This is a genomic window from Wolbachia endosymbiont of Litomosoides brasiliensis (genome assembly GCF_013366805.1).
In the GTDB taxonomy this organism is placed as follows: domain Bacteria; phylum Pseudomonadota; class Alphaproteobacteria; order Rickettsiales; family Anaplasmataceae; genus Wolbachia.
The window spans coordinates 77,092-94,904 of record NZ_WQMO01000001.1 but is presented as its reverse complement, the minus strand read 5'-3'; the positions used below and the strand labels follow the sequence as shown (position 1 = coordinate 94,904).

General features: G+C 34.2%; 13 protein-coding genes and 4 pseudogenes. 12 read left to right on the top strand and 5 right to left on the bottom strand.

Annotation, left to right across the window (positions count from 1 at the left end):
• Positions 1–809 precede the first annotated feature (809 nt).
• Positions 810–1,797, bottom strand: a pseudogene (locus GO684_RS00440) (IS630 family transposase).
• Between the two features lie 83 nt (positions 1,798–1,880).
• Here GO684_RS00440 and GO684_RS06115 point away from each other — a divergent pair.
• Positions 1,881–2,267: pseudogene (locus GO684_RS06115) on the top strand (transposase); the annotation flags it as partial.
• A 447-nt stretch (positions 2,268–2,714) separates the two neighbouring features.
• Here the strand turns inward: GO684_RS06115 and GO684_RS00430 are convergent.
• Positions 2,715–3,215 (bottom strand): hypothetical protein, encoded by a 501-nt coding sequence (locus GO684_RS00430; RefSeq protein WP_175938106.1) that lies wholly within the window; start codon positions 3,213–3,215, stop codon positions 2,715–2,717.
• Between the two features lie 87 nt (positions 3,216–3,302).
• Positions 3,303–3,410 carry a magnesium chelatase subunit ChlI family protein gene (locus GO684_RS00425; RefSeq protein ID WP_246228159.1) on the bottom strand — a complete coding sequence of 36 codons (108 nt, stop codon included), beginning with the start codon at positions 3,408–3,410 and terminating at the stop codon, positions 3,303–3,305.
• A 179-nt stretch (positions 3,411–3,589) separates the two neighbouring features.
• On the opposite strand from GO684_RS00425, the pseudogene GO684_RS00420 reads away from it, so the two are divergent.
• Both GO684_RS00420 and GO684_RS00415 read left to right on the top strand, forming a co-directional pair.
• Positions 3,590–4,558 (top strand): annotated as a pseudogene (locus GO684_RS00420) (IS630 family transposase).
• A gap of 267 nt (positions 4,559–4,825) precedes the next feature.
• Positions 4,826–6,742: an ATP-dependent helicase gene (locus GO684_RS00415; protein ID WP_175938105.1), complete on the top strand. Its 1,917-nt coding sequence runs from the start codon at positions 4,826–4,828 to the stop codon at positions 6,740–6,742.
• 189 nt (positions 6,743–6,931) lie between these two features.
• Here GO684_RS00415 and GO684_RS00410 read toward each other — a convergent pair whose 3' ends face one another.
• Entirely contained in the window at positions 6,932–7,909 is a 978-nt protein-coding gene (locus tag GO684_RS00410; protein ID WP_175938104.1) for a quinone oxidoreductase family protein, read from the bottom strand.
• Between the two features lie 828 nt (positions 7,910–8,737).
• Positions 8,738–9,726 (bottom strand): annotated as a pseudogene (locus tag GO684_RS00405) (IS630 family transposase).
• Positions 9,727–10,032: 306 nt separating this feature from the next.
• On the opposite strand from GO684_RS00405, the gene GO684_RS05680 reads away from it, so the two are divergent.
• The 9 genes from GO684_RS05680 to ccmE all read left to right on the top strand — a co-directional run bounded on the left by GO684_RS05680 (position 10,033) and on the right by ccmE (position 17,763).
• Entirely contained in the window at positions 10,033–10,125 is a 93-nt protein-coding gene (locus tag GO684_RS05680) for a transposase (protein ID WP_175938136.1), read from the top strand.
• A gap of 633 nt (positions 10,126–10,758) precedes the next feature.
• Positions 10,759–11,346, top strand: a complete 588-nt coding sequence (locus GO684_RS00395; RefSeq protein WP_175938103.1) for an NADH-quinone oxidoreductase subunit J — start codon at positions 10,759–10,761, stop codon at positions 11,344–11,346.
• Positions 11,337–11,645 (top strand): NADH-quinone oxidoreductase subunit NuoK, encoded by a 309-nt coding sequence (gene nuoK, locus GO684_RS00390; RefSeq protein WP_175938102.1) that lies wholly within the window; start codon positions 11,337–11,339, stop codon positions 11,643–11,645. The genes GO684_RS00395 and nuoK overlap by 10 nt, the downstream gene beginning before the upstream one ends.
• 4 nt (positions 11,646–11,649) lie before the next feature.
• Complete coding sequence (gene nuoL, locus GO684_RS00385; protein WP_175938101.1) at positions 11,650–13,506, top strand: NADH-quinone oxidoreductase subunit L; 1,857 nt, start codon at positions 11,650–11,652, stop codon at positions 13,504–13,506.
• A 3-nt stretch (positions 13,507–13,509) separates the two neighbouring features.
• Positions 13,510–14,952 carry a complex I subunit 4 family protein gene (locus GO684_RS00380; RefSeq protein ID WP_175938100.1) on the top strand — a complete coding sequence of 481 codons (1,443 nt, stop codon included), beginning with the start codon at positions 13,510–13,512 and terminating at the stop codon, positions 14,950–14,952.
• Positions 14,949–16,346: an NADH-quinone oxidoreductase subunit N gene (locus tag GO684_RS00375; protein WP_175938099.1), complete on the top strand. Its 1,398-nt coding sequence runs from the start codon at positions 14,949–14,951 to the stop codon at positions 16,344–16,346. The genes GO684_RS00380 and GO684_RS00375 overlap by 4 nt, the downstream gene beginning before the upstream one ends.
• A gap of 1 nt (position 16,347) precedes the next feature.
• The gene (locus tag GO684_RS00370) at positions 16,348–17,259 is read left to right on the top strand and encodes a biotin--[acetyl-CoA-carboxylase] ligase (RefSeq protein ID WP_175938098.1); all 912 of its coding nucleotides are present in this window, start codon (positions 16,348–16,350) and stop codon (positions 17,257–17,259) included.
• Positions 17,256–17,393, top strand: coding sequence for a CcmD-like small membrane protein (locus tag GO684_RS06110; protein WP_458695319.1), 138 nt, complete (start codon positions 17,256–17,258; stop codon positions 17,391–17,393). Before GO684_RS00370 ends, GO684_RS06110 begins: the two co-directional genes overlap by 4 nt.
• A complete protein-coding gene (gene ccmE, locus GO684_RS00365; protein WP_175938097.1) occupies positions 17,377–17,763 on the top strand; it encodes a cytochrome c maturation protein CcmE in 387 nt (128 codons plus the stop codon). Before GO684_RS06110 ends, ccmE begins: the two co-directional genes overlap by 17 nt.
• The last annotated feature ends 50 nt before the right edge of the window (positions 17,764–17,813 follow it).

The window sequence follows — 17,813 nt, the reverse complement described above, 5'->3', positions numbered from 1 at the left end:
ATCGTCACATTCTTTATTATATAGTTTTTTTAGGAAGCTAATATGTTAATTATGCCAATATGTAAAAATTTTAAGCAATACGCTCAACAAGGAACTATCCCTACTGTAGAACAAAATAATGGCAATAAAGTTTCACAAAATAGTTTTTATAAATCCGTTTACTATATTGATAGCGTTAGGGCCAATTTAAGGACATGCTCATAGGAGTAAAGCATGATCCTAACACCTCAAAAACAAATATGGAAAGATAGAGAGAAAGTAGCTTGGGCACGAAAATGCAATGATTATTATTCTGGCTTCGTAAACTTATTGCTTGCACCTACACAGGCATTGTATATCTCATGTACTTGTCGAAAAAATTATTTCTATATTTCAAAGAACAGAAGGCTAGAAGTTTCTTGTAGAACATACAAATGATTGACAGTACACAGTGAAACGACATGGTAGAAAATGCGCTGATTTCCCTAGTTTGCTCTTGTCTTACATCGTTTCAGCAGTTATCTGGGCTGCTGCACTAATCACGACACCATTGATTTAGGTTGTCGATAAAGCATCAAGTAAATTGAGTGAAGTGGAAGAGCTTGATGCTACTAAAAGTCTTCTTGACAAGAATGCTATTACATAGCTAATCTGCACAATATAATGTTTATAACTTTGATGTTTAGTCGTGGGCATTTCAGAAAAGGTATCATCCAAGTGGGTGGAAAGTACTTTATACCTTCTCAATTCTTGAAAAATACCCCCTTAAATAATAAAGGTATAATAATCAGGAATTTAATAAAACAGGCAATTCATACTAATTCTCATTGTTAGTGGGTCAAATAAGTGACATTGCAGAGTTGTTTAATTGTGGAGTGAGAAAGGTATGAATTTACACAAAGTGCTTTCAAACGAAGCAATTCTATCATAGACTTTATTATGCAAAGTGTTCTGTTTTATATACAACCAAAGTCTCTCAATCGGCTTGAGCTTGGGTGAATATGGTGATAGGTATATAATTTCAATATTCTTAGGTACCTTTAAACCTTCTGATTTATGCCAACCAGCATAATCCATATAAGAAAGGCCTCTTGCGTCCTTAAATATTGCGCATTTGTTCAAGAAATATACTCATACGATCAGTGTTGACTTTCGGTACAAATAAGCTAGAACTCTCTCCATTTTTAGGATTAACTGTACTGTAGAGGTAAAAATTTTATTTACCTAATTTTGCTTTAACTGTATTCTAACACCTTTTTTAAACACTCGTATCCAACTTTCAAATGTGTGCTAAATCGTGATTCATTAAAGAAAAATAACTCTTGTTCAGGCTACTTACCAACAGCCTCATTAAGTTTTTTTTAAAACTCTTCCTGTCCATCTTTATCTTATTCGTTATGAATTGGTCTTGGCACAATATACGAAAACTTCATTTTTTGCATACCACGGTGTATTGTAGACTTGCTGACATTCAAGCTAAATTTTTCCTAGATTTCTCATTTCTTTAATTAATGGCAATGGGTTTCCTTGTATCTATACTTCAACTTGTTCAAATTGACTCTAATTCAATCTAGTTTTTCCAGACGTTGATGGGAAGTAGACAATTTTTCTTCTTTTCCAAATTTTAGGTACTTTACCCATATAGTAAATGCTGTTCTTGAAATGAAACATATTCTTGCTACGGCCGTTATACTGTACTTTTCTGTTGCAATTCAATATTTAGTTTTTTTGCACATATGCGTTATTTCGCACTTTCTTCAGCATTTCCTTTACTAATTCCACAGCTTTTTCATCCAATAGTTTCGATTTCAACGCCATTTAAATCTCGCTATTTTACTTACTTCAACATAGCTTCTTTTCCATTATTGTCTATCCGCGTTCCTTGTGCAGTGGCAATTAGTATCAGAATGCAGATTAAAGTAAAACTAGGTAGACAAAATTTTCGTCTCTATAGTGCAGTTAATCCAAGAAATGGAGAGAATCCTAGCTTATTTGCACCAAACGTTAGCACTAATTGTATGTATATTTCTTGAATGAATGTTACAATATTTAAGAACACGAGAAGCCCCATCTTATATGGATTGTGCTAATTAGCATAAATCAGAAAATTTAAAGGTACCTAAAAATATCGGATTATATACCTATCACCATATTCACCCAAGCTCAAGCCGATTGAGAGACTTTGGTTGTATATAAAACAGAACACTTTGCATAATAAAGTCTATGATAGAATTGCTTCGTTTGAAAGCACTTTGTGTAAATTCATACCTTTCTCACTCCACAATTAAACAACTCTGCAATGTCACTTATTTGACCCACCAACAATGAGAATTGGCACTACTAACTCTTTACTTTAAAAACTTGATACCCGGTGAAGCTTAAACGCTTTACAAGTGCGTTTTAGCTCATATAGGTAAAAACCTAGATTTTATAAAGACATACGGTGCACATAGTACAAAAAATTAAATAACAGTATACCAAATACAAGATCTTCTTGTCATTTTAGTTTACATTGGGAAGTTATATAAAATAGCCCCACCATCATGTGGTAGAGAAATAGCAAAGTTTGTCAAGTGGTTTTTTGCATTTTTATGAGCTACCTGAATTTCTGAAATCACAATGCTCATGCAGCTGTTGTATTACCGAAATAATGTAAAAAAACAGAAAATGTTTAGAAATGTTTAGAAGAAAAAGGGACAGAGGCCTATCCCTTTTTACTGAAAGTTGCCATTAACCTACGCAGGAGTTTTTTCTTCCTCTGTTGAGATCTTAAATATTTCCTTAAGCTCATCTACCTTGCTTGCTGGCTTTTCATCTTTAAGCAACTCACGTGCTTTCTCAATTTGGCTTGCTTTACTGCTGCTCATCCATGCACATATAGGCGCAGCTATTAAAGCCACCACCGAAGCAGCAACGATCAGACTAGCAACTAGTGGATGAGTAACTGTAAACGCAGATAATCCAGCAATAGCAGGGCTAATAAACGTTGCAATTTTCGTTCCAGCTGTACCAATAAAAGCCGCATAAGCCGGGCTTAAAAAGCAAGCAGCTGTAAGCGCTACCACTGAAAGTGTACCAAGAATAACCGCGGTTGTTTTATATGGATGATGGCATACATATTGCCAATTCGCGTCAGCAATTCCTTTAGTCGTACTCCAAAACCCTTCATCAGAATCTTTATACCCCTTTTTATTAGCTTTAACGAAGGACTCATTTTCCAAGATATTTATTGCCATAATTCTACTCCTTAAATAGAATGTAAATTTTTATTTATAATGTTAATATATAATAAGAAAAAACCTCCTGTCAAGTATATTAGCTTGTTAACATACTCTTATTCTACAATTTAGTGCTTCAGCGATATGTGCTCTTTTTACCTCTTTACTTTTTGCAAGATCTGCAATGGCTCTCGCAACTCCTAAAATAAGCATGTGTGACCTCAATTGAAAATGCAGTTTTCCTTCAGCACATATTTTAGCAATTCTAGTCCTGCTTGATCTGCTTAATGAGTTTATTTAATGTTTCCTAACTTATATCAATGCCCGCTGACAAGAAACGGACAGACAACAATGGAAAAGGAGTGCACTGTATGGTAAAATAACGAGGTTTAATGGCATTAAAATCAAACTTATTGGATGTAAAAAGTCGTAGAATCAGCAAAAGAAACACTGAAGAAAGTGTAAAATAACTAAATGCTGTAATTGCAGCAAAAAAACACAGTATAACAGCTGTAGCAAAAATGTTACATTTCAAGAACAGCATTGACCACATGAATAAAGTACTAAAATTTGGAAGAGAAGAAAAATTGTCTACTTCCCATCAACGTCTGGAAAAACTAGATTGAATTAGAGTCAATTTGAACAAGTTGAAGTATAGATACAAGGAAACCCATTGCCATTAATTAAAGAAATGAGAAATCTAGGAAAAATTTAGCTTGAATGTCAGCAAGTCTACAATACACCGTGGTATGCAAAAAATGAAGTTTCCGTATATTGTGCCAAGACCAATCCATAATGAGTAAGGTAAAGATAGATAGGAAAGGTTTTAAAAAATTTAATAAGACTATTGGTAAGTATCTTGAACAAGAGTTATTTTTCTTTGATGAATCGCAGTTTGACACACATCCGAAAGTTGGACAAGATGTTTAAAAGAGGCGTTAGAACACAGGTTAAAATAAAATCAGGTAAACAAAATTTTTATCTCTACAGTGCAGTTAATCCTAAAAATAGAGAGGGTTTTCTAGCTTATTTGTACTGAATGTCAACACTGATTGTATGAACATATTTCTTGAACAAATGTCACAATATTTAAGAACACAATAAGCCCTTCTTGTCATTGATTGTACCAGTTAGCATAAGTCAAAAAATTTAAAGGCACTTAAAAATACCGAGATTATTACCTACCACTGTACTTGCTAGAACTCAATCCTCCATTGAGAGACTTTGGTTGTATATAAAACAGAACATTTTGCGTAATTAAAGTCTGTAATACAATTGCTTTGCTTGAAAGCGCTTTGTGCAAATTTATTACCTCTCTTTCTCACTCAATAATTAAACAACTTCAAAATGTCACTTTTTGACCCACTAACAATGAGAATTGGTACTAGTAACAGAGCTAGGTTTTTTGCTTTGTATAAAAAGCACAACCCTAAAAGGAAAATAATCGCAATGGACCTAGTATAACCAAATTATTTAGGGAATGATGACATTTTGGTAGCTGATGATCCGCAAGAAACTTTGCCTAATCTATTTGAGAATTTGTCTCAGCTTTCATTACATGAGAACAAAAACTTTACAGAGTGCAAACAATAGAGTTAACTTATGTAACTATATCTGGTAGAGCTGCAATGAACGATTATCTCTCGCTCCTAAATTCGGAACAACAATCAGCTGTAACCAACGTAGATGGGCCAGTTTTGATACTGGCTGGGGCTGGGACGGGAAAGACAAGAACGATTACCTCAAGGATAGCACATATAATTCGAAATGGCTATGCTCATTCTGATGAGATACTGGCAGTCACATTCACAAATAAAGCAGCAAGTGAAATGATGTCGAGAGTGCTCGAACTCACGGGTACAAATATACCATGGCTTGGTACTTTTCATGCAATTGCAGCAAAAATTTTACGTCGTCACGCCGACGTTGTAGGCTTAAACTCCAGTTTTACAATTATTGGCATAGACGACCAACTACAGGTAATAAAAAATATTGTTAATGAAGCAAGTCCCGGCAATTTATTAGAAAAACATAGTACCATTATGAACATCATTCAAAAATGGAAAGAGAAGTGCTTACTGCCATTTGAAGTGGAAGAAACTCAACTATTTAGGCCAATATACGTAACCGCATTAAAAGTTTATTATCAATATCAGGAAAGGCTAAGGTTCCTTAACTCCGTTGACTTTGGCGATTTACTACTGTATAATATACAGCTCTTCAATCAAAAAACTGAAACTCTGTCCTATTATCAGGGCAAGTTTAAACATATTATGGTAGATGAGTACCAAGATACAAATGCAATACAATATCTTTGGCTAAAATACCTTGCAAAAGAGCACTCAAATATTTGTTGTGTGGGGGATGACGATCAATCGATATATAGCTGGCGTGGTGCAGAGGTTGAAAACATTTTAAAATTTTCTGACGATTTTAAAAATGCAAAAACCGTCAAACTAGAGTGTAATTACAGATCAACATCTCATATACTTGCAACTGCATCATACGTTATCAATCACAATAAAACTCGCTTAGAAAAAAAATTGTGGACAAGAAACATCAAAGGGGAAAAGGTAAATCTAATAAAATTATGGGATGGAAAAGCTGAAGCAAGATTCATAAGCGAACAGATATTAAAGCTCAATAAATATAGATTCAGTGATATGGCAGTGCTGGTCAGGGCTACTTTTCAAACTAGAGTTCTGGAAGAGTATTTTATAAAGTATTTGATCCCTTACAAGATTATAAGTGGCGTAAAATTCTATGAACGTCAAGAAGTCAGAGATGTAATTGCATATTTAAGACTCGTTACAAATAATAATGATGACTTAGCTTTTGAAAGAATAGTAAATCGGCCAAAAAGAAGCATAGGACCTACCACCTTAAAAAAGATATACACGTTCGCCCAAGATAACAAAACTTCTTTCTTTGAAACGGCAAAAATATTAGTTGATAGTAATCAAGTGACTGAGAAAGTCAAACTCTCACTAAATGATTTTTTAAATAAAATTGAAGCCTGGGAAGAAATGATAAGTGTAAAACCACTACACAAATTTGTTAAAACTATAGCAAATCAATCAGGATATATTGAAATGCTTGAAAATGAAGGAGTAACAGGCTCAGCACGAATAGAAAATGTCAAAGAACTTATTTCATCCTTAAAAAATTTTGACAATGCTACAACTTTCTTGGAGCATGTAAGCTTAGTTATGGAAGTGGATAATATGAATAATGACGATACCGTACACGTCATGACCCTTCATGCAGCTAAAGGGCTTGAATTTCCATGTGTGTTTTTACCCGGTTGGGAAGAAGGGCTATTTCCTCATCAAAGATCTTTTGAGGATAAAAGTGGCAAAGCCTTAGAAGAAGAAAGGAGACTTGCATATGTTGGAATAACTAGAGCAAAGGAAAAGTTAACCATTTCATGTGCAAACAGAAGAGAAATGAATAACCAGTGGCAACCAATGTATGTTTCGCGGTTTATTAAAGAGCTACCAAGGGAAAATGTTGAGGTAATTAAGAGTAATATCGCCTACTATTGAAATAGACAATTTCACTATGTTTATACAGTTGTAAGCCAAGTTATAGAATAGTAGAAATAAAGCTATAAGAAATTACTCAACACATTTTCTAGTCTCATTATTATCAATAATCAAGCTTCTTAATACTTATAGCTAAAGATAGCATGGCAGGAAAATTCAGCACACGTTAGTTATAAAGTTTAATTTACTTTAGGAAACTTTTATAATATTTAACCCACTTACTTTCCTATTTTCCATATCGCGATGAGCCTCTATTATTTCATCAAATTTATATTTTTTGTTAATCTTTACAGTTAAAAGTCTTTTCCTTACCATCTCAAAGATTTCCATTGCAGTGAGCACTAATACAAACCTGTTGCGCTTATAATGATATATTGAGGTTCCTGTGGCAAATAAAGAACGCGAACTAAGTAAAGAAAAACTAATCGGAGCGCTACCTGATATCTGCCCATAGGAAACATATATACCAAATTTACCAAGAGACTCAAAGGAAAGCTTGCTTGTAGCATAGCCTATCGGATCATACACTACACCTACTCCTCTGTTTTGTGTAATCGCCATAATTTTAGAAACAAAGTCTTTATCATTATAATTTATTGCGTACGTACAGCCATTCTGTAAAGCTACTTTCATTTTTTCATCAGAACTTACAGAGCCTATAACTACACCTTTTTTATCCCTTCCCCATTGGCATATTATCTGTCCCAAACCGCCATTAGCTCCGTGAACTAGCACGAAAGCGCCAGGTTTTATTTTATAAGATTGATTAATCAAATAGTGAGCCGCCATGCCTTTAAACAGCACTGCAACTACAACTTCATCCGGTATCTCATCTGGAATTTTTATCAGGTATTTCTGATGTATGACACGTTTTTCACAATATGCTCCAGGTGGTGCCGTACAATATCCAACTCTATCTCCAATCTGTAAATCATCACTTATTTTTTTACCAAGCTTTTCAATAACTCCTACTGCTTCCACTCCAAGCACTGATGGCAAACCTTTAATTTTGCGAATGCCTTTTCTATGCTCCAAGTCATAACGATTTAAACCTATAGCTGTGTGACGTATTAAAACTTCCTCGCCTTTTGGCTCACCTATACCCTTGTTTATAAACTCTAATACCTCTGGTCCTCCAGTTTTCTTAATTTGTATAGCTATAACCATGATGAATATAAGATAAAAACTTTAGTTATGTTATCTAACAACTAATCTCTTGCAAAACTATTTAGAGACTATCCTATAAAGGATGTATTAATAGTGAGGCAAGCTATGACAAATAAAACTTTTTATTATACTTTTATGTAGAGTATTGAGCAGCACAAATAATAATCGCAATTTAAATGCAACTAATAACAACAGAAAAAATGAGAGCAAAGTTAAAAGGTGAGACCAATTAATCTGAACCAGAAGCAAAAAAAACTCTATAGTACCTAGAAAGAAATCTTAATGTTAATCATAAATTCAATATAGAAACAGAACTTGGTTATAAATCAAGCAGTTTGCTTGACATAGCTATGGGTTACATTAGCACCTGCTTTAAGTCCTCCTTTGTGTTAAATGTGGCTAGAGCTTTAATAGAAGCAGGAGTAAACCTACAGAACGGAAGAAATATCTATATGCCTGCACTTGGTTTGGTTCGCAGACGCATTGGCAATTTTTCTAAAAGCAGAAGCAAGTGATAACCTAAGCGGAGACTATTATGAAGGAACTACTCTAGACCGTGCTGCTCGCTTGTGCAATGTAAAGTAAGTCAATCCAATATGAAAATTGCTGTAGGCTTTTAATTGAGCATGTATTAGAAAAGAACCCTAACGCAAAAATAACCAGATCACATAAAAGAATAAAGAACTAGTGGAATATTTGAACGTTTGTAAAGTAAATAACGAGAACAGAAATTGATCAGTTTAATACCAAACACTAAAATACATGTAACTAGTCCACAAAGAGTAAATAAGGGCTTTTAGATAATGGAACTTATACGGATTTTCATTGTTAATAGGTCAAATAAGTGACACTGCAGAGTTGTTTAATTGCGGAGTGAAAAAGAAAGGTATGAATTTACACAAAGTGCTTTCGAACGAAGTAATTGTATTATCGGCTTTATTATGCAAAGTGTTTTGTTTTATATACAACCAAAGTCTCTCAATAGGACTGAGCTTTAGTGAGTATGTGGTAGGTATATAATCTCGATATTTTTAGGTACTTTTAAATCTTTTGACTTATGCCGACTAGCATAATCCACGACAAGAAGGGCTTCCCTTGTTTTTAGATATTGTAACATTATGTTTAAGAAAAATTCACACAATCAGTGTTAACATTCGGTGCAAATAAGCTAGAACTCTCCCTATTCCTAGGATTAACTGTACTGTAGAGATAAAATTTTATTTGCCCAATTTCACCCTAACCCGTGTTCTTACGCCTTTTTTAAACACCAGCGTTTAACTTCCGGATATGTGTCAAACCGCGATTCATCAAAGATGAACAACTCTTGTTCAGGATAATTACCAATAGTCTTAATTAATTTTTTTTAGAACTCTTCCATCTACCTTTGCCTTGTTCACTATGAATTGGCTTGACGCAATATACGAAAACTTCATTTTTTGCACATCACAGTGTACTGTATACTTTCCTACATCTAAGCCAAGTTTTTCCTGAATGTCTTATTCTCATCATAGTAATATTGGGGTTTTCTTGCATCTACACTTCAACTTGTTTAAATTGACTCTGATTCAATCTAGTTTTCCTATAACGTTGAAGGGAGTAGACAATTTCTCTTCTCCTCCAAATTTAAAGTGCTTTATCCATGAAGTTGGTGCATATCCTTGAAATGCAACATATTTTTACTACAGCGGTTACACTGCGTTTTACCGCAATTACAGCATTTAGTTCTTTTACATACATGCGTTACCTCGCACTTCCTTCAGCGTCTCTTTTGCTGATTCTATAATTCCTTCATCCAATAATTCTGATTTTAATGCCATTTAAACCTCGCTATTTTACCATACTTCAGTATGGCTCCTTTTTCATTTTGTCTATCTGTTTCTTGTACAGCGGGAATTGGCATTAGAACACAGGTAAAGTGAAATTAGGTAGAAAAATTTTTATCTCTACAGTGCAGTTAATCCTAGAAATGGGGAGAGTTTTAGCTTATTTGCACCGAATGTCAATACCGATTGCATGAATATATTTCTCGAACAAATATCACAATATTTAAGAATACGAGAAGCCTTTCTTCCATGGATTATACTAGTTGATATAAGTCAAAAAATTTCAAGGCATCTAAAAATATCGAGATTATATACCTACTACCATACTCACCTAAGCTCAATCCTATTGAGAGACTTTGGTTGTATATAAAACAGAACATTTTGCGTAATTAAAGTCTACAATACAATTGCTTTGTTTGAAAGTGTTTTGTACAAGTTTGTTACCCTCTTTCTCATTCAGCAATTAAACAATTTGGTAATGTAACTTATTCGACCCACTAACAATGAGGACTATTAATTTGCTATAATTTTTTTTTGCATAGAAAAAGGCAAAAGAAACCCCTTGGTGGCTGTGTTTATTTCAAAATATTAGAGTTTTTTATTCTTGCTTTTAGATTGTAATTGAGAATGCTAACAAACTTAGCAATCAAAAAAAGGACAAAAAACCCTAGGTAGAGAGTTTTGACTCTATAATAATTTAAATTGACGCTGTAATAATGCGTTGACGCTTAGTTTAAGCGCGATTTTGCTGAATGTAGAAAAATTTGAAAGACATGCACCGCAATAGTTTGGTATAACTTACCAAATAAATACCCAAAGCTCTTTACTAAATTTTATCATTGAACCTGTAGATCAAAAACAAGCTGGCTTAAAAATACCTTTGATGCCCCTTGATGCTATAATAATGATGTTATGAAATTTGCCAAATGGTTTCTATATGCCCAATAAGCTGCTGTGCAAGAAGCTTATTGACTTCATAACAATAGTTACTTTAAATTAGTAATTGTTATTGTAGTTAAAGTATTAATGTCCTTTTTCTTTTATTTTTTTTCAGTCTTGAGTGTTTTATCCGCTATTTGTGTGATTAGTGTGAGGAATCCTGTACATGCCGTGCTATTTTTGATTTTTACCTTCGTTAGCTCTACAGTGCTTTTTATCCTCCTTGGGGCTGAGTTTATTGCTATGATGATACTGATAGTGTACACTGGTGCGGTTGCAGTATTATTCCTCTTTGTGGTTATGATGCTTGATATTGACTACATAAGACTACGCCAGGGTTTTGCAAAGCATTTCACTTTTAGTGCTATATTATGTGTTGCATTTTTTCTGATTATTAGCTTTGTAATCCGCAGCTCAGCATTGAATATAGGAAATGTTATAAACTATAATGCCAATAATGTGAAAGCTATCGGTAATTTATTGTATACTGACTATATGTATGCTTTCCATCTTTCTGGTATTTTGCTGCTTATTGCAATTGTCGGTACAATCGCTCTTACCTTGCAGGACAAAAAGAAGGGAATTAAAAGACAGAATGTATTCAAGCAATTGACACAGTCTTCGTCTGTAAAGTTAGTTAAGGCTAAATTTGGAAAAGGAGTGGAATGGAAGTAGGATTAAATCATTTCTTAGTAGTTGCTGCTATTTTGTTCACTATTGGAGTGTGCGGTATTTTTATCAACCGTAAGAGCATAATTAATATACTGTTATCAGTGGAAATATTACTTTTGGCAGTTAATATCAACTTAGTTGCTTTTTCTTCCTTTACACATGACATAATTGGGCAAATTTTTGTCATGTTTGTGTTGACTGCTGCCGCAGCAGAGTCAGGTATAGGACTTGCGATACTGGTTGTGTATTATAGGAGCTGTGGCAACATAGATGTTGAACAAGCGAGTTTAATGAAAGAATAAAGGTATGACAGGTATACTAAAATTGATAGTATTTTTGCCGCTCTCCTGTTCATTATTTGCAGCCTTCTTTAGAAGGGATATTTTTAGCCAGTTAATTACAATTGCAGGGATTGGAATATCTGCAGCTTTATCTTGGTACATTTTCCTCAACTTCTCTGAAAATCATCACATTGTTTTATTTCCTCTGCTTTCGTTGAGCACCCTAAAAGTAGATTGGACAATTAGTGTTGATGCTCTTTCATCTTTGATGCTAATTGTAATTACCACTGTTTCTCTGGTAGTTCATTTCTATTCTATTGGTTATATGAAGCATGATAAAGGAAAGTCTAGGTTCTTTTCTTACTTATCACTATTTACGTTTTGCATGATTGTGCTGGTTGTAAGCGACAATTTCGTGCAACTTTTCTTTGGCTGGGAGGGAGTTGGCTTGTGCTCTTACTTGCTCATAGGGTTTTGGTTTCAAAAATATTCTGCAAATAACGCGGCAGTCAAAGCATTTGTCGTAAACAGGGTAGGCGACTTTGCGTTGTTAATTGGAATTTTTCTCATTTATTACACGTTTCATTCTTTGAATTTTACTGAAGTTTTTGATGCAGCTGATCTTTTTGGTGCGCAGAGCATCAGGGCACTCTGCTGTGAGTTCAAAGTAATTCATATAATGTGTGTATTACTTTTTATTGGCTGTATAGGTAAATCTGCTCAGCTTGGCTTACATGTTTGGCTGCCAGATGCGATGGAGGGGCCAACTCCCGTATCTGCGCTCATTCATGCAGCAACGATGGTGACAGCTGGTATATTTTTAGTAGCAAAATGTTCTCCATTGTTTGAGTTATCAAATGTAGCACAAGAGTTGATAATTATTGTTGGTGCGCTCACTGCTTTTTTTGCAGCTACCGTTGCAATTACGCAAAATGATATAAAGAAAATAATTGCTTATTCAACTTGCAGCCAACTTGGTTATATGTTTATGGCGTGCGGCCTCTCTGCCTATAATGTTGCTATTTTTCATTTAACAACGCACGCCTTTTTTAAGGCTCTATTATTTCTCAGTGCAGGCAATGTGATTCACGCAATGCAGCATGAGCAAAATATTCAGCAAATGGGAAATTGCTGGAAGAAAATCCCTTGCACTTATGTTTTTATGTGGATTGCATCTCTTGCACTTTCTGGAATATTTCCATTTGCAGGTTTTTACTCAAAGGATTTAATAATTGAACATGCTTATAGTGCGGATAGTTTTGCTTTTGTAGTAAGCTTAGTTGTTGCGTTCTTTACGGCATTTTACTCTTGGAGGTTGTTACTTCTTGTGTTTCATAGTCAAAGACAAGGTGAAATCAATATATATGAAGCACCAAAGATTATGCTTGTACCACTACTGATACTTGCTTTTGGATCCGTATTTTCTGGAATGTGGGGAACAAATATTTTGAACATAACTAGCAGTACATTCTGGAAGTCAAGTTTAGTAGTTGTTGACGAGCATGCAGTTCATAGTTTTTTTATAAAATTACTACCGACCCTAACAAGCCTAAGTGGAGTGGCATTTGCGTACTTGGTTTACCACTATCAAATAATTAAACAAATTAAGGGTAAATTTTTACTTAAATTTTTGCAGAATAAATGGTATTTTGACGAAGTATATGGACTTATCATAGTTGCACCTGTGAAGTTTATATCTAGGCTTCTATGGAAGTTTGATGTTAAGATTATTGATTCATTTGGACCAAATGGTATCGTAAGGTTAGTTGATGAATGCTCAAAGAGTTTTACAAAGTTACAAACCGGCTATATATTTGACTATGCGTTTATTATGTTTGTTACTTTAGTAATCAGTGCCTTGTATATTATTGGAATTAAATAAAAGGTGTTGTTACTTAGTATATTTTTGCTTCCGCTAATAGGAGCGTTAATTTTAACTTTAATCAAGATTGATCATCAGTCAATATATCTAAGGTTCATCTCTCTACTTTTTTCTGTACTTCCATTTTTGCTTAGCGTTGTAGTTTGTATAGAGTTTGATTATAACAATACAGACTTTCAGTTTGTCAGCTATCCAATTAAAAATGCTGGAGTAGGAGTGGATGGTATATCGTTGCTTTTCCTTCTACTTACAACTTTCCTGTTTGTTACTTGTACGCTTTATAATTGCAAAATGAGTTATACGACCCTCAAGCCGTATATGGCATTATTTTTACTACTTGAGGGTTTTGTAGTTGGTTTCTTTATTTCACTGAATGCTATAAGCTTTTATATATTTTTTGAAGCTGTTTTAGTGCCTATGTTCTTCATTATTGGTGTCTGGGGAGGAAAGCAGAGGGTATATGCAGCATTTAAGTTATTTCTTTATACACTAATTGGTTCATTGTTATTTTTGCTTGGGTTAGTATACATTCATAATGTCTTTGGAACGTTTGATATACAGAAATTAGCTACACTAGTACCAAGTCTTGATCCTGAAGTGCAGTCATTGCTATGGATTGCATTTTTTGCCTCTTTCGCAATAAAAGTACCAATGGTTCCATTTCACACTTGGCTTCCTGATGCACACGTGCAATCTCCAACTTCTGGATCTGTGGTTTTAGCTGGTTTGCTTATTAAAATGGGGGGATACGGATTTTTAAGATTCTCAATTCCAATGCTTCCCCAGGCAAGTTTCTACTTTGCAAATTTTGTTATTGTGTTAAGCACAATTGCAGTAATATATGCTTCATTAATTGCATTTGCTCAGGACGATATAAAGAAGTTAATAGCTTATTCTTCAATAGCACATATGGGGATCGTTACTGCTGGCCTCTTTTCATTTTGTGAGGAGGGAGTGGTTGGTGCTATATTTCAAATGGTTAGTCATGGTCTTATTTCTTCTGCTTTATTTTTATGTGTTGGAATGCTATATGCTCGAACTGGAACTTTGGAGATTGCAAAGTATTTTGGCATAGTAAATACAATGCCAAAATTTGGCTTTATGTTCATTCTATTTTCAATGTCTTCGATAGGGCTACCTGGAACATCTGGCTTTATAGGTGAGTTTTTGGCTATGGTTGGAGTATTTAAGAGCATAGGATTTTTTACGGGATTCATCGCACTTGGCGCTATTTTGAGTGCAGTTTATATGCTGAATTTATGTAAGCAAACAATATGGGGAGTTAGCTATTCTAAATTGTTAAATAACCGCTTGGATAAGATAGAATTTTCTATCTTAGTTCTGCTTGCAGTGCTTGTTGTTTTGCTTGGATTCTACCCAACTCTTGCGCTAAATTACTTAAAGCCATATATGGTAAATCTGTTAATCAAGTACAATGCCCTATGAACTACATACAGATATTGCCAGAAACTTTTTCTATTATTTCTTCGTTAGTATTGCTACTGCTTGGAATTGCATTTAACCGTCGCACTATTAACTTATTAGCGCTTGGCTGCACAATAGTCACTCTAATTATTTTAATTCTGTCAGCGAAAAATAATGGAGTTTTTCCCTTTAATTCATTGTTAAAACTCAATCTATACATTAGATCAGCCCAGGGATTGATCCTTGTAGCGGGAATTTTAGTGCTTTTGCTGCTAAATTTATCAAAGTATGATTATGAGTATGAGTTTTCAATACTTATTCCCTTTGCGCTATTTGGCATGATAACTTTGGTTTCAGCAAATAATTTAATCTCTTTTTATTTAGCTTTTGAGTTGATGAGTATACCTCTATACGTTCTCGCGAGCTTTAATAAGGATTCAATTTATTCATGTGAAGCAGGAGTGAAATATTTTGCACTTAGTGCATTATCTTCTTGCATCATGCTGTATGGAGTATCGCTACTTTATGGGTACACGGGACTAATCAATTTTTCTGAGTTAAGTTCATTCTTGGAAAATCATCAGATAACTTATGGAATAGTTTTTGGGTTAGTCTTTATCCTTATTGGTTTGTGTTTCAAGCTTGCTATTGCTCCTTTTCATATGTGGGCTCCAGATGTCTATCAAGGTGCACCAACTATAGTAACTGCATTTTTTTCTACAGTTCCAAAAGCTGCACTTGTGACGTTTTTAGTTCGATTTCTTGCGGGTGAAGAGTTAGTAGGCGTAGCAAAGTATTTTCAACCTGCTCTTTTATACGTTTCAGCACTATCTGTACTTATCTCAGCTTTTGGAGCTTTGCGCCAAAGGAATCTAAAAAGGCTTCTAGCTTACAGTTCAATCGGTCATATTGGCTTCATACTTGCTTCACTTTCTATCTTTACACGGATGGGGACAGATAGTTCCTTGATATACTTGATTATATATATCATTGCAAGTATAGGACTGTTCTCATATTTCATACAAATTGATGATGACAATTGCGGTGTTGCAAATTTATCCGGCATAGGAAAAAAAAGCCCGGTTTTAGCATTTCATCTTTCTATACTATTACTTTCGATGGCAGGAATACCACCACTTGCAGGTTTCTTCGCTAAACTTTTTATACTCAAAAGCTTGGTACATTCTGGCTTTATTGGTATGTCTTTGATTCTCACAGTAGCAAGTGTTATATCATGTTACTACTATTTAAGTATTATGAAAGCTATGTATTTCAATAAGTCTAGTGACAGTAAAGTTATTTATTCCAAGAGTCTATTTATTGTCACTTCAGTGGCTTCATTAATTAATATTGTTCTTTTTATGTACGTAGAGAATTTATACTCACTGATCCACTTGGTAACTAAAAGTTTATAAAATGACCCCTAAAATATTCGAGAGCTTTCATATTTATCACTACGAAGAAGTTTCAAGCACTAATGGAAAAGCGTTGGATTTGATTGATAGAGGAATATCAAATGAAACTGTTATTATTGCTGATAAACAAACAGAGGGTAAGGGGCGCACTGGAAAGAACTGGATTTCTCCCCAAGGTAATTTCTATGCAAGTTTCATCATAGATCTCTTGAAAATTCCAGCACCAGGTCCCAGTATCACGTACCGGGATAGTGAGCTAGGTGTAGCAGCCCGCTTGGGTATTATTCCAATACGTGACGCTGAAATCCAGTGTTGGAATGACAGAGAAAACTTAAGCAAACTAACAGGATTGACTTTTGTTACTGCTCTTGCTGTCGGCAACACGTTACTGCCGTTTATAAATGATAGTAACGTTCAATATAAATGGCCAAATGATGTCTTTGTTAATGGAAAAAAAATAAGTGGAATATTGCTTGAAAAAAAATCTAACTCAAATTGGCTGGTAATAGGAATTGGAGTTAACATTGATCACGCACCACTTTCAGGAGCAACTTGCATTAACAAGCTTCTCCCATTATCTGTCGCTTCAGTAACTGATACTGAAATACAGACGCAAGTCCCGGCGTCATGTGCTAGAATGACACTACAAAATACATATCTATTAAGGGAATTAATAACAAGCTTTAATAATTTAAGAAGACAATGGATACTCAATGGGTTTTGTACTATAAGAGAAATGTGGTTGAAAAGAGCATTTAAAATGAATGAGCAAATCAGTGTAAAGTTTGCTAGTAAATTGCATGAGGGAATTTTTATTGATATAGATAAAGGTGGTAGATTGGTATTGCAGCAAAAAGATGGAAGCCTAATCTATTTTAATGCAGGCGAGTTATTTGTTGATAATACATTATGAATATATATGTAATTTTTGCTTACCTTATTAGTTTTGTATTGATTGCTGGAGAATTGATTTTTACTACTTCTTGCTATATTAAAAGCAAAAAAGTTTTAGAAAGTCTTAAAAATAATAATGAAAAAGAAACATAAGAGATTACTTATAGTTTTAGGAGTTTTCTTCTTTTTAAATTGTACAGTTTTCTTTATTTTAACAACGCTCAGAGAAAATATCTCATTTTTTTACACAGTAAGCGAAGCAATAACTTTATCAAACAATCAAAAACCAATCCGCATAGGTGGAATGGTTGTTGAGGGTAGTGTAATACATAGTAAGAGTGAAATAATTTTCCAAATGACAGACCTTAACAAAAGCGTTATGGTAAAATATCAGGGAATACTCCCTCCAATGTTCTCAGAAAAAAGTGGTGTTGTTGTACAAGGTAAAATGTTTGATGGCAATACCTTTTTGGCAGAAACGGTATTTGCAAAACATGACGAGAATTACATGCCTCAAAAATAAAAAAGAAGGCAGGGAATTTTATTATTTTGTACCTATATAGCAAATAAATT

Bases quoted from the DNA above. Each gene is read 5' to 3' on its own strand.
- GO684_RS00375 (WP_175938099.1), top strand. From the start codon at position 14,949: ATGAACTACATACAGATATTGCCAGAAACTTTTTCTATTATTTCTTCG.
- GO684_RS00395 (WP_175938103.1), top strand. From the start codon at position 10,759: ATGTCCTTTTTCTTTTATTTTTTTTCAGTCTTGAGTGTTTTATCCGCT.
- GO684_RS06110 (WP_458695319.1), top strand. From the start codon at position 17,256: ATGAATATATATGTAATTTTTGCTTACCTTATTAGTTTTGTATTGATT.
- nuoK (WP_175938102.1), top strand. From the start codon at position 11,337: ATGGAAGTAGGATTAAATCATTTCTTAGTAGTTGCTGCTATTTTGTTC.
- GO684_RS00410 (WP_175938104.1), bottom strand. From the start codon at position 7,909: ATGGTTATAGCTATACAAATTAAGAAAACTGGAGGACCAGAGGTATTA.
- ccmE (WP_175938097.1), top strand. From the start codon at position 17,377: ATGAAAAAGAAACATAAGAGATTACTTATAGTTTTAGGAGTTTTCTTC.
- GO684_RS00415 (WP_175938105.1), top strand. From the start codon at position 4,826: ATGAACGATTATCTCTCGCTCCTAAATTCGGAACAACAATCAGCTGTA.
- nuoL (WP_175938101.1), top strand. From the start codon at position 11,650: ATGACAGGTATACTAAAATTGATAGTATTTTTGCCGCTCTCCTGTTCA.
- GO684_RS00425 (WP_246228159.1), bottom strand. From the start codon at position 3,410: ATGCTTATTTTAGGAGTTGCGAGAGCCATTGCAGATCTTGCAAAAAGT.
- GO684_RS00430 (WP_175938106.1), bottom strand. From the start codon at position 3,215: ATGGCAATAAATATCTTGGAAAATGAGTCCTTCGTTAAAGCTAATAAA.
- GO684_RS00370 (WP_175938098.1), top strand. From the start codon at position 16,348: ATGACCCCTAAAATATTCGAGAGCTTTCATATTTATCACTACGAAGAA.